The sequence below is a fragment of the Natrinema pallidum genome (genome assembly GCF_005890195.1).
In the GTDB taxonomy this organism is placed as follows: Archaea; Halobacteriota; Halobacteria; order Halobacteriales; family Natrialbaceae; genus Natrinema; species Natrinema pallidum.
This window is the reverse complement of sequence record NZ_CP040639.1, coordinates 56,956-70,939: the sequence shown is the minus strand read 5'-3', so window position 1 is coordinate 70,939 and position 13,984 is coordinate 56,956. Positions and strand designations below refer to the sequence as shown.

At 59.4% G+C, this 13,984-nt stretch carries 21 protein-coding genes; 16 read left to right on the top strand and 5 right to left on the bottom strand.

Annotation, left to right across the window (positions count from 1 at the left end; genetic code table 11):
• Positions 1-135: 135 nt before the first annotated feature.
• Positions 136-426 carry a helix-turn-helix transcriptional regulator gene (locus FGF80_RS18925; RefSeq protein ID WP_138655772.1) on the bottom strand — a complete coding sequence of 97 codons (291 nt, stop codon included), beginning with the start codon at positions 424-426 and terminating at the stop codon, positions 136-138.
• A 541-nt stretch (positions 427-967) separates the two neighbouring features.
• On the opposite strand from FGF80_RS18925, the gene FGF80_RS18920 reads away from it, so the two are divergent.
• The 3 genes from FGF80_RS18920 to FGF80_RS18910 all read left to right on the top strand — a co-directional run bounded on the left by FGF80_RS18920 (position 968) and on the right by FGF80_RS18910 (position 2,867).
• On the top strand, positions 968-2,020 hold the full coding sequence (locus FGF80_RS18920) for a Cdc6/Cdc18 family protein (protein WP_175417078.1): 1,053 nt from the start codon (positions 968-970) through the stop codon (positions 2,018-2,020).
• Positions 2,021-2,172: 152 nt separating this feature from the next.
• Positions 2,173-2,352 (top strand): hypothetical protein, encoded by a 180-nt coding sequence (locus FGF80_RS18915; RefSeq protein WP_138655770.1) that lies wholly within the window; start codon positions 2,173-2,175, stop codon positions 2,350-2,352.
• A 17-nt stretch (positions 2,353-2,369) separates the two neighbouring features.
• Positions 2,370-2,867, top strand: a complete 498-nt coding sequence (locus tag FGF80_RS18910) for a hypothetical protein (RefSeq protein WP_138655769.1) — start codon at positions 2,370-2,372, stop codon at positions 2,865-2,867.
• 431 nt (positions 2,868-3,298) lie between these two features.
• On the opposite strand, the gene FGF80_RS18905 is transcribed toward FGF80_RS18910, so the two are convergent.
• A complete protein-coding gene (locus FGF80_RS18905; RefSeq protein ID WP_138655768.1) occupies positions 3,299-4,120 on the bottom strand; it encodes a hypothetical protein in 822 nt (273 codons plus the stop codon).
• A gap of 125 nt (positions 4,121-4,245) precedes the next feature.
• Complete coding sequence (locus FGF80_RS18900) at positions 4,246-4,512, bottom strand: helix-turn-helix domain-containing protein (RefSeq protein WP_138655767.1); 267 nt, start codon at positions 4,510-4,512, stop codon at positions 4,246-4,248.
• 414 nt (positions 4,513-4,926) lie between these two features.
• Here FGF80_RS18900 and FGF80_RS18895 point away from each other — a divergent pair, with 414 nt between their 5' ends.
• Together FGF80_RS18895 and FGF80_RS18890 are read left to right on the top strand one after the other, a co-directional pair.
• Positions 4,927-5,202, top strand: a complete 276-nt coding sequence (locus tag FGF80_RS18895; protein ID WP_238705387.1) for a hypothetical protein — start codon at positions 4,927-4,929, stop codon at positions 5,200-5,202.
• Between the two features lie 356 nt (positions 5,203-5,558).
• Complete coding sequence (locus FGF80_RS18890) at positions 5,559-6,734, top strand: hypothetical protein (RefSeq protein ID WP_138655766.1); 1,176 nt, start codon at positions 5,559-5,561, stop codon at positions 6,732-6,734.
• Between the two features lie 110 nt (positions 6,735-6,844).
• Here FGF80_RS18890 and FGF80_RS18885 read toward each other — a convergent pair whose 3' ends face one another.
• Together FGF80_RS18885 and FGF80_RS18880 are read right to left on the bottom strand one after the other, a co-directional pair.
• Entirely contained in the window at positions 6,845-8,164 is a 1,320-nt protein-coding gene (locus FGF80_RS18885) for a minichromosome maintenance protein MCM (protein WP_138655765.1), read from the bottom strand.
• A gap of 561 nt (positions 8,165-8,725) precedes the next feature.
• Complete coding sequence (locus tag FGF80_RS18880; RefSeq protein ID WP_138655764.1) at positions 8,726-8,962, bottom strand: winged helix-turn-helix transcriptional regulator; 237 nt, start codon at positions 8,960-8,962, stop codon at positions 8,726-8,728.
• Between the two features lie 187 nt (positions 8,963-9,149).
• Between FGF80_RS18880 and FGF80_RS18875 the strand changes: the two genes are divergently transcribed.
• From FGF80_RS18875 to FGF80_RS18825, 11 genes are all read left to right on the top strand, one after another.
• A complete protein-coding gene (locus FGF80_RS18875) occupies positions 9,150-9,335 on the top strand; it encodes a hypothetical protein (protein WP_138655763.1) in 186 nt (61 codons plus the stop codon).
• Positions 9,332-10,051: a hypothetical protein gene (locus FGF80_RS18870; protein WP_138655762.1), complete on the top strand. Its 720-nt coding sequence runs from the start codon at positions 9,332-9,334 to the stop codon at positions 10,049-10,051. Before FGF80_RS18875 ends, FGF80_RS18870 begins: the two co-directional genes overlap by 4 nt.
• Positions 10,051-10,779, top strand: a complete 729-nt coding sequence (locus tag FGF80_RS18865; RefSeq protein WP_138655761.1) for a hypothetical protein — start codon at positions 10,051-10,053, stop codon at positions 10,777-10,779. Before FGF80_RS18870 ends, FGF80_RS18865 begins: the two co-directional genes overlap by 1 nt.
• Positions 10,779-11,813 carry a hypothetical protein gene (locus FGF80_RS18860; protein ID WP_138655760.1) on the top strand — a complete coding sequence of 345 codons (1,035 nt, stop codon included), beginning with the start codon at positions 10,779-10,781 and terminating at the stop codon, positions 11,811-11,813. The genes FGF80_RS18865 and FGF80_RS18860 overlap by 1 nt, the downstream gene beginning before the upstream one ends.
• An 88-nt stretch (positions 11,814-11,901) precedes the next feature.
• Positions 11,902-12,177 carry a DUF7563 family protein gene (locus tag FGF80_RS18855; RefSeq protein ID WP_138655759.1) on the top strand — a complete coding sequence of 92 codons (276 nt, stop codon included), beginning with the start codon at positions 11,902-11,904 and terminating at the stop codon, positions 12,175-12,177.
• Entirely contained in the window at positions 12,167-12,349 is a 183-nt protein-coding gene (locus FGF80_RS18850; RefSeq protein ID WP_138655758.1) for a PaaD family protein, read from the top strand. Before FGF80_RS18855 ends, FGF80_RS18850 begins: the two co-directional genes overlap by 11 nt.
• Positions 12,346-12,669, top strand: coding sequence for an HTH domain-containing protein (locus FGF80_RS18845; RefSeq protein WP_138655757.1), 324 nt, complete (start codon positions 12,346-12,348; stop codon positions 12,667-12,669). Before FGF80_RS18850 ends, FGF80_RS18845 begins: the two co-directional genes overlap by 4 nt.
• Before the next feature lie 29 nt (positions 12,670-12,698).
• Positions 12,699-13,184 carry a hypothetical protein gene (locus FGF80_RS18840; protein WP_138655756.1) on the top strand — a complete coding sequence of 162 codons (486 nt, stop codon included), beginning with the start codon at positions 12,699-12,701 and terminating at the stop codon, positions 13,182-13,184.
• Positions 13,185-13,281: 97 nt separating this feature from the next.
• Positions 13,282-13,533 (top strand): hypothetical protein, encoded by a 252-nt coding sequence (locus tag FGF80_RS18835; protein WP_138655755.1) that lies wholly within the window; start codon positions 13,282-13,284, stop codon positions 13,531-13,533.
• Positions 13,530-13,745 carry a hypothetical protein gene (locus FGF80_RS18830; RefSeq protein WP_138655754.1) on the top strand — a complete coding sequence of 72 codons (216 nt, stop codon included), beginning with the start codon at positions 13,530-13,532 and terminating at the stop codon, positions 13,743-13,745. The genes FGF80_RS18835 and FGF80_RS18830 overlap by 4 nt, the downstream gene beginning before the upstream one ends.
• A gap of 1 nt (position 13,746) precedes the next feature.
• Positions 13,747-13,959, top strand: coding sequence for a DUF7511 domain-containing protein (locus FGF80_RS18825; protein ID WP_138655753.1), 213 nt, complete (start codon positions 13,747-13,749; stop codon positions 13,957-13,959).
• Positions 13,960-13,984: the final 25 nt, after the last annotated feature.

The window sequence follows — 13,984 nt, the reverse complement described above, 5'->3', positions numbered from 1 at the left end:
TTTTAGCCGATTATTATATTTTATTAGATGGTCTTGGCAGCCACTACGATATCGTCGGACATTGCGGCGACAAGAGCGGTCGGCGGTATTGGGCCGCGACCGACGAGTTACATCCTGAGATGGGTGGGTAGCCGTCTACGATTCGGAAAGCAGGCCGCCGACATACTGAGCTTCCCACTCCCGACGCGCTTCGAGCTCGCGCTGACCACGTCGTGTGAGCGTGTAGGAGTTGGTGCGGCGATCGAGTGTGCCTTTCTCGACGAGCGCCTTATCCACGAGCGTATCGAGGTTCGGATAGAGTCGTCCGTGGTGAATCTCTTTCTCGTAGTAGTCCTCGAGTTTCTCCTTGATCGCAAGCCCGTGAGGTTCGTCTTGGCCGGCGATCACATACAGCAAGTCCCGCTGAAAGCCTGTTAAATCGTACATATCCGTCCTGTGTTCTATCAAAATATAAGAGTGTCGGAAAGAGTAGCCGAAGTGGCCTACGTCGCCGACAGACGAATTCAAGATCACGAGTGTCAGTACCGAAATGATATTTAGATTGTAGTCTCACACAAACAGTAAACTATAGCAATACTTTTTGTGAGTGAACCACGAGTACTATTCGTAGGCTTCGACGACGGCCCGCCTACAGAGACGCGATAAAATAACGGTCTGACCGCGTGTACGGTCAGGTTAGTCGTCAGCCGATTCGTCGGACATTGCGGCGATCGCGACGGCGATCAGCGCCCATCCGAACGTGTTCCCCTGTGTCAGCAGGGTTACGCCACCCGTCGCGAGTGCCGCTCTCAATTCTGGAGGAATGCTCGTCACCTCCCGCCGACTCTCTTGTTTAGCCACGCAATTCGGCCGTGCGTGGGTGTCGTCCGAACCAACCAGACGTCCGCCACCGGCCCGTCCGCATTGGATGGAACGGGTGGAATCACCCCCAGTCAATTTATCTGATACTCACCCGAATCAACACGATATGCACAGTGATCCGCGGCGGGAGATCATCGGAAACCGGGACGTGTTACGCGAGGGTTACGATCCGGAGACGATTCGCCATCGAGCCGCCGAGATCGACGCGCTGTCGACACTCTTGTCACCAACCAAGGTCGGTGGGATTACGGAAACGGCGCTACTCTACGGCCCGCCAGGATCAGGGAAAACGTGTACAACGACGGCCGTACTCGAGGAAATCGAAAACGAACACGGTGTCCCCACCGTCGCCGTCAACTGCTGGGACGACCACACGAAATCCCGCGTCCTGTACTCAGTCCTCAAATCGCTCGTCGGCCAAACGGCCTACGATCAGGAACGGACCGCCGCGAGTACCCTCCTCGATGCGGTGAAAGACGCGATCGACGAACCGACGATCATATTTCTCGACGAGGCCGACAAGCTCGTCGATGAAGGTGTGTTGCGCGACCTCTACGAGATCGAGCCGGTGCGGTTGTTACTCGCGGGCAACGACCGCCACCGCGTCGTCGGGAACCTCGAGCATCGGGTCTACTCGCGGATCGGGACGGCCCAAGATGTCGAGTTCGAAAAGTACCACGACGGCCAGCTTGTCGAAATTCTTGAGGATCGGCTGACCGCGGCCAAGGTCAAACCCGATATCGTCTCCGACGAGGCGCTTGCGGGGATCGCTGACGCGGGCAGCCGGGACGCCCGCAAAGCGATCGCGACACTGCGCAACGCACTGGATATCGTCGTCCTCGAAGGTGCCGACGAGGTGACCGGCCCGATCATCGAACGTGCAGAACAGAAAGCCGAGCAAGACATTGCCCACGCCCGGATCTCCTCGCTGACCGCGAGTCAGACATTGGTGTTGAAGGTGCTGTTCGATATCGGTGCATCGACTAGCGGAACGATCTACGACGAGTACGAACAGCGAATCGACGATCCGGCCGTCGATCGTACCGTTCGTGGGTGGCTCACGACGAAATTTCCCCAGTACAATCTGGTAACGATTCGGGAGGAAGAGAATCCACAGGAGTACGAGCTGACCGACGCGGCGCGGGCAATTTTGGAGTAGGGGCCTAGTGTAGAGAGTTCCTACCGTCAATCAGTCGGAGTATTGGACTGGATAACAAACCGTGCATTCCAATAGATTTATACATGTATAGATGAATGAACTTCGTAAGGAGATATTCGCTATCGTGAATGTCTCGGCAAGGTGACTACCACATGACTGATCGATACACGAAGCTGTTCGGAGAAGCTGCCGAGGAGTACGATAGTGCCGAGGGCGCATGGGAAGCAACCAAAGCGTCGCGTCAACAGGTCGACTGGGACCCCGATGTGGTCCAAGTCGGCGAGTCAGCTGGATCTGCGTTCGAATTCGAGACGGTTGCAAGCGACGACTGAGCGGGCCAGAATTGTCGATGCTGATTCTGGATAGTAACCTTTGGATACACAGTTTTACCATCGGGGACGGCTACCCTGACGACTGTATTGAGCGACTCATCGACCATAGAGCAACAAGCGCGGTTAACGCCTATATCTACCGGGAAGTAGTCGAAAACATTGACGACAATAGAGACATTCCGCGATCGGAGCGCGACGACGCCATTCACCGGTTTTCCCGCCTCATCACCGACTGTCCAAAAGTTGAAAACTGTACGCAGCAGGCCATTGAACGGATGGATCTCGAAGCCGAACGCGACGCCACCAAAACGCAGATGCTCGGCGATGCGCTCGAAATTCAGCCGAAAGATGTTCCTGTGTTCGCGCTTGCCTACCACAACCGCGACGAGAACCCAACGATCTACACCGACGACGAATCGTTTGCGGCGTTAGTCCCGCAAGAGTATGGATTCAGTCAGATTTCGATCGAACACGTTCCCGTCAGTTGGGAGCGTGTGAGTCAGACGGTCGAGTGACTGATGCCAAAACGGCCTTCGCGGTTGGGAGTTGTTTTCCCAAAGTGTATGCGATAACTAGTCCTCGCCGCTCTCTAGCTCACTCGCGTCGAGACCGGTTCGGTGGCGCTGTGTCAGTGCTTCAAACGCCTAGAGACGGTTTCGGCCACAAGCTGATTCATACGTGAAGATCGATGCAAATCTCTGGTTAGTAATTTTTGTAGCGCTTTATTCATTAGCCAATATCAAAGGATAACTTCTAAGAGGATGCGCGCCCATCTACCACACGGAGCGTCGTAGGCACCGGCGTTTGAAGCCCGTCGCACCGCCCCTGCCATCCAGGTAAGACGCGGTCCGAACGAGGATCCATCAAACAGTCGCTAGAGATCGACATTCCCCCGGACAGGTCCCGCGTGGAAACGGGGGTGGAGGCGGGAACCCGTGCCTTTTCACTACTGATCATCAAGCCACGTAGCGGCAGATTCGCATTCCATCGCCTTTAATCGACCAACAACAGGCCTGACTCCGTCGCTTTCCGGGGATGGTGCATGGGTTTTTCCAAACTGGCCCTGGAACCAACAGCTAACGCGTTCTTTGACTGAGTCGGCGTATCGCTGCTCGTACGTTGGTTGTTGAATCTCCCCCTCGCCGCGGGCGACCGCACTGTACCCACGATTCCAACGGTCTCGTCGTGAGGTGGTATCTACCAGCGGCCCCACTGGTTCCCCTAGCGAGATCGACGGGAGATACCGGTCCGTCTCTCGGAATGTATCCGCAATAGCGCCTGCGACGAGATCGGCTAACAAAAGGTGTGGGTAGTAAAACTCCGACTGAACGCAATTCGTAATCGGCGGTGGGGTGGTCTCGAATGGAGTTACTGCTTGGGCTAGGTTATCTGCTCTCGAACGGCTGCCATCAACGATCGCAATGGTGTTATCTGTAGTTATGTTGAGTTCGTTAATAATAATCGCAGAATGGACTGCCTCGGCGTACTCAAGCGTTACATCGCCTTGGTGTGTACAGATCGCTACTTCGCCATTACAGTTGGAAAGAATCTTTGTAGCCGTCTCTGGGTCAAGTGATAGATCGCGGCTTTTCGTCCGGAATGGCAGGTAGCCGTCGTCACGAATGGTTTCACAGAAATCGTCAAGAAGTAGTGCCTCCTGTGTTCGGTTCAAAAGCACACCAACTGTTACGACAGTTTTCGACCGCTTCGTCGCATCAAACCCGATCGATTGCGTTTGCGTCCCCTCGCCCACCGTAAAGTCCTGCATTCGTTCGTATTGGGGATGGCGTCTCTGAGATAATGAACCCTAGTATGCCGAGTCGAATTTCTGCTGACTGTGGTTGTGGCTCGGGACCAGTCGCAGGAACCAGTATCGGCGGCAGTTACTTTCCCTCATTGGTCGTCGTCTGAGTCGGCTTCCAGCTCACTCGCGTCGAGATCGCCCTCGAGATAGGCACGGCCCTTTTTGGATATCTGGTATGCGCCACGACTTTGGTCGTAGTACTCGACAAGACCTGCCCCGTGGAGCTTCCGTAGACGGCCTCTTACTGTCGATATTCCAAACGTGATATTCATCTCGATGACAGCAGGTGTCGCGACTAAATCGTCATTCCCGTCATTGAGAAGAAACTCGAGGATAGCGTCGTCCGCTCTAGTCATCCAATCCACCCTCGGCCGTCGCGGCATTACCTCGTTTCTCGGCCATTCTTGGGTTAGTCTTATTGATCGATACCCATGAGTGTATGGATGAATCTGAGTCAGTGTATTGGACCATACAATAGGTATAAGTAGGACCGACATAATGGTAGGAGTGTCAGCAGGCACGACTCACTGGACGGGTAACCGGTTCCTAAAACGAAGGGGACGGGCGTGCTACCACCACGCCGTCCAACGGTCAACTGCTGACCCGACATCATGACAGACACCGCGCGCGACCAAAGGCGTTGTGCTAACCGGCGGCCAGCGACGACCACCCAGCCGAGTGTGGGGCGCAAAAACCACACGACGGCAACGGGTGGAACGGGTGGAATCACCCCCGATGCCTTATACTGTCATGCCGACGATCACGACACTATGAGCATCCAACCGACCACGACGGACGACATCACACTCCCACTCGCGGACGTCGTCGAGTGTCCCGTCCCCGAAACGGCGACCGTCGACGTGCGCGAGACCGCACGCGGCCTCGCGGTCGATCGCAACGGTGAGACGTTCGTCCTCGAGTGCTCCCGCGGCCAATGCGTGCTGACCGGCGTCGTCGGGCGCGACGAGCTTCCGTCGACGGTGCCCCAGTGGCTGGCCGGCGTCGGCGCGGCGCTCGAGCTTGGGGAGGTGCGGCTGGCCGAATGAGCCGCAAACGTATCGATTCCCGATGGCGAGGCCTGGTGGGACAGGCTAGCCGCCGTCGGCGCAGTAGTGCTGTTGCAGCCCGAGAATCCAATGCAAGATACCAACGCCACATCGTCGTCCAACCCGCCTAGTTTTAAGGCGTGCCGACGACAAGAGAACCGATATGCACGGCTAACGAACATAGAGGCGGACGGGGCCGAAGCCCCTAAGAACCACCTTAACCCTACATGGTTCTTGGCGGGATTCGGCCTTAATACTTTCCCCTCGGCTACTGGCAAGACTCGTCAGTACGCCGACGGGCCAGTGGTGTCCGCCACTTGTCGCCGTAGTCGTGCGACCAACAGAGGTGGTCGCGCATGAGCGATACCAGAGATAACAAGTTCACACTCAAACTCAACGACCTCGAAAAACAACGACTCGAGAAGCTCGCGGACGCATACGACTGTAACCAGTCGGCGCTGCTCCGACAGTACATCAACGGCGGGTGGGACGCGCTGTTTGGTGAGACCCATCCCGAAGCGTTCGATCGCCACGACACGGAGATGGGCGACGTGCTGAGTGGTGAGATCGAACCTGACGAGATCGACGACGAACTCAAGATCGACGGCGAGAGTCCGCCCCAAATCCCAGCCGCAGATGGGGGCGCTGGCGCTGCGGTCTCGCCCGGTAGCCACACTCCCACGCAGACCCCACAGGACTTGGCGAAAGCCGGTCCGGCGCTGTCGTGGGACGAACTGACAGAGGCGATCGAGACTCACTGGGGCGACGGTCTCGAAATCCATCCCGACCGTGTCGAGCCCGAGACGTTGAAAAACAACCGCGACATGGGTGCGAAGATCATCGCCGGGATTATTCGGAGTGAAGAAGACGTGGTCCCCGAGGTGTTGATCGAACAGCGGATCGAAGACTACCTCGGCCACAAGGTCACGCGCACAGACTACGACGCCGGCCTCGAGTACAAGATCGACCAATACAAGCCCCTGATTATCGATTACTTGGAAGCCCATCCGGGAACGCGGACGGACCTGCATTACGTCTCGCCGGGCGCAGCCGAGGGCGATCTGCCGAGTTTCGTTACGAACACGCTCGAGTCGCTGCAAGAGAACCAACACGTCCTCGACATCAACGAGTGGGCCGAGGAAAACGACCTCCTCGAACACCAAATTAAGAGCAAGGAGATCGAGTTATGGCTTGAGAACGTGACCGCATTCCGCCACGACCTATTGGACCTCAAGCGTGTGTACAAAAATCCAGCATTCATCGAAATACTGATCGAGAGCGATATCGACTACCCCGAGGACAGCTACCAAGATCCGGTCAAGTGGCTCAAAGCTGTCTGTGAATCATGGCTCGAGCAGTACGCCGAGGTTGATCCGCGAGCGCGATACGCCGCAGTCCACACAGTCCGCGAGACGGACGGCGAGTTACTCTCACCGGAGATCGACGAGCCGGCCGAAGCGGTGAGCGCGTTCGATAGTGGTGACGCGCCGGCCCCGGTTCAGTTCGCCAAGATTCGCGACGCAATCCTCTAACAGGATGGTCGTGACAAGTACGCCCCCGCCGACAGCTACTGGTATCGCCTACAGAAAAAATTCTCAGAAAGGTACGTACGTATCGGGAAACTTTTTCTCGCGAGTCGATGCTACGTCGTTCGGAGAGTGTCAGTACTAGGTTCGTAGGCCTCGCCGCGTTGCTTGAGTTTATCGAGTAGATGTTCGGTTTTCGACGGCCCCAGCCCGATGTTTCCCGTTCGAGAGATTATTTCATCGATAGGTGCGCCGTCGTCATACTGCATCTCCAGATCGCCAACGATCTGTTTCAATGCCTCTCGTCGTTCTTTTGCGTCGTCGGAAAGGAGATCGTGACTGGAGTCGTCGGATGTTTCCACAATATCAGCGTCGAATGTCCCGTCATTACGGGTGATCGTGACGCCAAGATCCGAATGCGAATCTTCGAATAGATCAACGATCACCTCTGCGTTTTCGGCCGTTGCTTCGTCCTCGAGTCGGATCTTTGCATGAGCCTCCGTGAACCGGCGCATCGATTCCTCGAGTCGCGCTGGCCCGAACGTGACCGTCGAACCGTATTCGCTCACATCGATATTGTCGATCGCCTCGCGGTAATCCGAGACGTAGTCCTGAATCAGATCGATCGCTCCAGAACTGAGTTCTGGGTAGGTTTTCCATGACTCGAGGATATGCTTGGCGGCGGACTCTTTCGAGAATTTGCCTTCGGAGCGATCAAAGCCACCGGCATCGGACTTGTTGAGGAGAACAAGATCGGTCGCCTTGACGAGTTTCAGAGGTACTGTGAGTTGTCGAGAGGGTTTCTCGTACTCGTCAAACGATCCACCCGACGGTGTTGCGGCAAGAAAGACACCACCCGTGGTATTGACTGTTGACTGGTAGTTCCGTTTCGTGAACGAGTATCGGCTGCTGTCGAGAATCTGTTGGAGTGCATCCGTAACACGAGAGTCCAACGCGCCGGATTGTTCGACGTAGGAGACTATTATGTCCTTATCAAGGAATGGCCCTCGAGAGAGTGAGCCGTCTTTGACCGAGCCGATCGCGCCCGAGTGAGTTGCGCTGGTCCCATTCAGGTGTGCGACCCCTGACTCGGGAAGGATGTCCTCGAGTCCGGTAAGGAACCGGGAGAAGTTGACGTTTGCATCCGCAACGACGGCCAGATTGATGTCCTCGCGTACTGGAGCGCCGATATCTTGTCCATGGGTGCGGCCGGCAGCGAGTTGGAGGACAGCCGCACGGACGACGTTCGGATCGATCCCTGGTTTGGCGACCGTCCCACAGAGTTGTTCGAATAGATCGTGGTCGGAATGGTGACTATCCATGAAAGAAAGTACAAATCGGTGACGGATATAGCCACCGCCGACAGCGGGGAGAGTCCGTATCAGAACCCAGAGAAGTCCGAGAAAAAATTTCTCGTTGTGAATGTGATCCGGCACAGGTTGCCGGTACTTTTTCGGTCAGAAAGTCGAGAGGACGGGTACCGGGTGGCGGTTTTAGACTGACAAAAGATCGCGAGTACGTATACGTACGAAATAATTTTTTCTTGCTCGGAGATCCTCCGAGAGTGTAGAGCGGTCTGAGAGCATCGAAGACCACGAGAAGGAGGTCTCTGGGACGCGAAAACAAGAGGTGTGGAGAACGGCACAGAGAGAAGCTGACGAAGCCGGCTGCGGCTACGTTCCACTTCACCTTGCCTCAAAGGATCTACTGCGGTCCAGTAGAATAGTACAGTTTAAAAGAGTTTCGGTAGAAACTCAACATGGTAGTTAATACCATATCCTTGATTTCCGTAAGGTTGTCCCTGATTCAGTCTCGGTCTTCCCGGTGCTGGAATCTATCCTTTCCGCCGCCGTCTTGGGCTGACTCTCCCGTTCTCTCCTTCCGTGCAGTCTCGTCGCTCTCTCACCTCGCCCCACACTCTCGGAGGGGCTGAGCGAAAGAAAAAATTATTCCCCGAAAGGTACGTACCTGTATCGAGAATCAGAGAGGTTCGGCTCCTACTCGTCGTCGATGTACCACACCTTCGCTTTCCCACTGACCTTCTTGTGTCCGACTTCGCCTTGCTTTTCCAGCTCGCCTAATCGTTTGAGGACTGTTTTCCGATAGCATCCAACCGCCTCGGCGATCTCGCCGGTCGATGGTACTGGACACTCCCGGATCGCCTCGAGAAAGTCGTCGTCGGTGTACTCTTGGCTAAACTGTTTGGTTTCGTCGTCTCGAGTCCGATCACTCATTAGGCATACCCACGCACGCGACCACCAAAAAGCCATTCCACACCATCGGATGATGGCAAGGATTAAGTCACTCCAGTTGAATGTATTAGCTAACGAGGCATCCGCTCTTGGGCGATTTAGGAATCGTCTCAAAGGCAGTGTGGTGGGACACACTGCGGATGCTTCGTAGATACCAACGCCACGAAGCATGACCACCTTACAGCGAGACCGACTTAAATCTAGTCGGACCGAAACGGCAGTTGAGAACCGTTCACAGACCATTCAGCCACGCGTCGTCGGGACCCCCGATGAGATCAACGTCGATCTCGAGGCGAGAGCGGGCTACGATCGTAACTACGACCACCTTATCGAGGAGGCGGTGCGCGACCGATGAACGGCCGCTATGCCGCCGCGGGCTCGACGCGCACCAACGAGTACCCTTACCTCGAGCAGATTCACGGGGAGGACCCGGCCCGCTTCCTCGAGACGAACGAACTCATGGCGACGGGTCGGATCGCCGGCATCCGAGACGCCGCCGTTCTCGAGGCCTACGAGTACGTGGCCGACCAAATCACGGCCGGCAGCTACCGGACGACGATTCTCGAGGCGATCGACAAGCGCAAGGCCGCCCTTGAACTCGACGACGAGCCCGCCGACCCGACGCCCGAGACCACGCCCGACCCGGTCCCGGCGACCGACGGCGGCGAGACAATCACCGAACAGACGGCCACGCGCGAGGAAATCGAGGCCCACGAAAACGACCACGACGAGCCCCACCCGGTGTTCGAAGTCCCGCACACGCCCGCACGGGTGCCGGTCAAACGCGACGACTCGGACGAACCGGATGTCCATCCTGACGCTCGTGGCGTCGATGCTGGCCAGGTGCTCGTGATCGAGTTCTCACGGGCCACGGAGTACCTGTTCCCGGCCGAACCGTCGGCCGACGACCCTTACTGCGTGGTCGGTACCGACGGCGCGGGTGAGTACCAGGACACGCTGACGCTTGGCGAAGCCGCTGCGAAACTCGACGGCGACCTCGAGCCGAAACCGATCGACGCGGTCGATGTCGAGCCGCCGGCCGACGCGGCGACCAACGGAGGTGACGCGTAATGGTGTCGGAAACCCAGATCGAACGTGGCCGCAAGATGCGCGAGCGCATCTACGCAACCATCACGCAACTCACGGCCGCGGGCGAGACCGACGCCGCGGGCGGCGGCGTTCCAATGGCTCGGCTCACCGATGACCTCGGGGCCACGCGCGGCCAGATTAATACCCACCTTCAGACGCTTCGCGACCAGGGCAAGGTCGAGAAGATCTACGGTCGCGGGCGGCCAGCCGAGGACCGGCCACCGGTCGTCCGGGCGTCGTACCGCCCGGCCGACGACCCGGAGATCGTCACCGACGGCGGGGTCACGGTCTTCGAAAACGGCACGGCGACCACCTGCCCGGATTGTGGCGGTGAACTCGAGTATCAGACTCGCGTCGCTGTCACCTGCAAGCACTGCGACACACAGTTCGATCACTTCTACTCGGCGACCGAACACCAACTCTGTACGCTCGCCGAGGACGGCCAGAGTCTCGAGACGGTCGCGACCGCGCCAACCGACGACGAGCGGGAGGTGCGGGCCGACGGGCCCGGACAACCGGAGGACGAGACCGACCTCCCCGAAGGGTGGCCAGTGTGGTTCACAGACGCCGATCCGCATTGTTCCCACTACTACCAGTGGGGAGATTCCCGTGACGCCTACAAGTGCATCTACTGCGAGCATATTCGCCAAGAACCGCCCGAGCGGAAGGTGGACACGACCACCGACCGATCCAACGGAGGAGATGCCTAATGTGCTCTTATTGCGGTATAGATACCGGACACACGGTCGATGAGTGTCCCGAACGACTCGAGGACTACTACGGCACCGGCCCCGACTCGAAAGCCTCCCTCCGCGAGGGCGAGACGCGCGACGACCACGGGCACGCGAGCAAGACGAATCAGACGCTGTCGAACGCCGACGATGAAACGCTCGAGGAGATCGGCGTCGATCCCGACGACGTGCGGTGTGACGGGGCCGGCTTCGAACACACGACCCGAACGGCGACGTTCAGTTGCGAAGACTGCGACGCCTTCGAACTCGAGAAATCCTACAGCGGCGTCGCCGGAACGCCCGGTGAGGAGGAATACGACCGCATTCAGGCACCCGATACGTGTCCAGCGTGTGGCGGCCCGGTTTCGAGAGACGACCCCGAGATCGTCACCGACGGCGGCCAGCCCACCCACGACTCGATCGCCCGCGACCTCGCGGACTACCTCCGCGAGAACCCGGGCGTCTGTGCGGAGGGCAACGTCCACGGGTGGCACTGGGTCCGTTACACCGACGGCGAGTGGCGTGGGACCGACTACGGCGGGCAACACCGGCTCCCGGGCTACGTCGACGGCGACACGCTCGAGCGCGAGACCGTCCTCCAGTGGCTCGCGGACAAGCCCGTCACGCTCGTGCCGGTCACCGAGGCCCACCAGTGGGGACCGAGCGAGGCGACGGTGTGGGACGACGCCGACGCCCAAGACGTGTTCATCGATGCCGACCGCTGTTACTACTGTGGCACCAGCGAGCGCGACGCCGATCTCACCCGCTACGAGACGACCGACCAAGGCGAGTGTCGGTTCTGCGACGACTGTCACGAGTCGTGGGATCGGGCGGGCGAAATCGTCGGGCAGGCGGTGCGGGCCGACGGCGGCGTGATCGACGACGATCAACAGTGCCAAGACTGTGAATCGGCCCCTGCGACCGAGATTGTGCAGGTGACGATCGGCGGTGTGCCGGCTGGCCCGCTGTATGTCTGTGACGACTGTGCTGACCCCACGGAGGGGAACCGATGACCCGTCACATCCGGTCGACCCTCCCGCTGGCCGCGGCACTCACGCTCGGCGAACCCGCACTCGTCACCGTTCATGGGGGCGATCTCCGATGAGCGTCGACCGACCGCAGTGGACGCCGACCGGCGACGCGTCGGCGAGTGCCCCGACCTGTCGCAACTGCGGCACGCAGGTCACACGACAGTTCGCTCGCGTGTTCGGGGATGCGGAGACCAACACGCTCTGGCACTGCCCCGACTGCGTGCGCTACCGCGACCTGAAAGCGGGTGCGGGCGCACGGCCCGACTACGATCCCGACGCGGACCGCGGGCGGACCTCCGAGAATCACGAGATCTTCAACGCCGGAGGTGCCCCCGATGCCGAGTGAGCCGTGGCGCTACCGCTGCCCCTACTGTCTGAGCCCGACCATTCGCCGTTGTCGGAACTACGACGACGCATCGGGCGGCGGCCCGGCCCCAGCGGCGCGCTGGTACTGCAAGGGCTGTGAATCGCCGTTCGACGAACCGATCGATATGAAACACGACGAGGTGGCGGCATGACGATCGATCCCGGTCCGGCTGACTACGACGGCCGCGGCGACCTCCCCGATGCGCTGGCGTTCGTGAAGCCCAACTACGCCCGCGCCTACGTCGCGTTCAAGCGAATCGACACTTCGCTAACCGGCCCTGATCTCGCCGACCGACTCGACTGTTCAAAGCCGACGGCCTATCGCTATATCAACCGCCTGTCGGACCTTGGTCTCATTACCGAGTCCGAACAGCGCGGGACCTTCGCCAAGCCGACGCCCGCATACACGACGGCAGACACCCCCTCTGAACGGATCGTAACCGACGGCGGCACCGACGAATCGCACCGATGAGCATCCCGACCACTCCGAAAGGACTCACAATGGCAACAACGCAACCCCCGACGACCGACGCAACGCTTCCGACCGACTGGACACTCCAGTGGCCCGCGTTCGACCGCGACCACGACCCCGAGTACCTCGCGACCAACGACTCGACGTCGACGACCCAACGGACGCTGGCCGACTACGGCGGGAACGCACCGACCGACCCCGAGCGCCCGTCGTTCCCGACCGACACACGGGAGCGCACGGAGCAGCAAAGCGTCTTTCGCTACCCGCGGGAGTGGTGGCGCGACGCCGACCGACTCGAGGCGTTGTTCCACGACCGAGACCTCGCAATCGGCGAGATTGCGGAGTTACTGGGCGACGATGCCTGTTACGAGGTCGTCCGCACGGCGCTTGAGGACTACGGCGTGCGCGACCCCGGCGACGACTCTCTGGCGGCCCAACTCGAGGCGGCCGACCCCGGTGACGTGGGCGATCCACTCCCCGAGGCGTTCGGATCGACGCGAGGTGAGCGGGCGTGACGCACCTAATTCCCGACTCGGAGCAAGCGTCACCCGAGGACGTAGCGAACGCGATTCGACAGCTCGAGGACGGCGAGACCGACGACCCTTTGGACCAATGACTGACGACACCGACCACCCGGCCCGCGACTCGCTGCATCGCCACACCCGCCAGATCAAAGCCGAGTATCCCGACCCGCTGTGCTATCTGTTGATCGAACTCGCGGAGTACAACCGTGGGAAGTGGCTCGAGCCACCGATGGACGGCACGATCGGGGCCGAGAACGTCCGCGAAACGGGACTGACGAGTAATCAACAGGAATGGGCGGCGACGCTGGCTGACGCGCTCGAAGGGGCCGATAGCGAATGAGCGACCACCGCCACGCGACCGACCGCAAGCGCGTCACCGTCGTTGCGGGCTGTCCGAACGGCTGTCAAGAATACGAACTCGAGGTGGAGGGCAAATCCGAGTCGGTCGAATCGCTTATCGAGGGCGTGACGACCGAGTTCGGCGAGTGTACGAAATGCGAGGCGTCGATGGGCGTACTGCGTACCGAGGAACCGACCGAGGTGTTGGACTAAGATGAGCGAAGCCGAATCCGACTCCTTCGAATGGTGTGACCGCCAGGACCTCGCACCCGCGGCCCCACCGACGGTCGCGCATGTCGTGGTCGAAAACACCGACGCGCCGGATGAACTGGCGGTCTTCCCGCGCGAGGGCGACGCCGACGAGCTTGCAGCAACGTGGATCACCGCGACCGGGACGGCGTTCGTGTCCCTCGAGTTGGCGCGGTAGGGCGGACCGAGGACTTCCGGTAGCA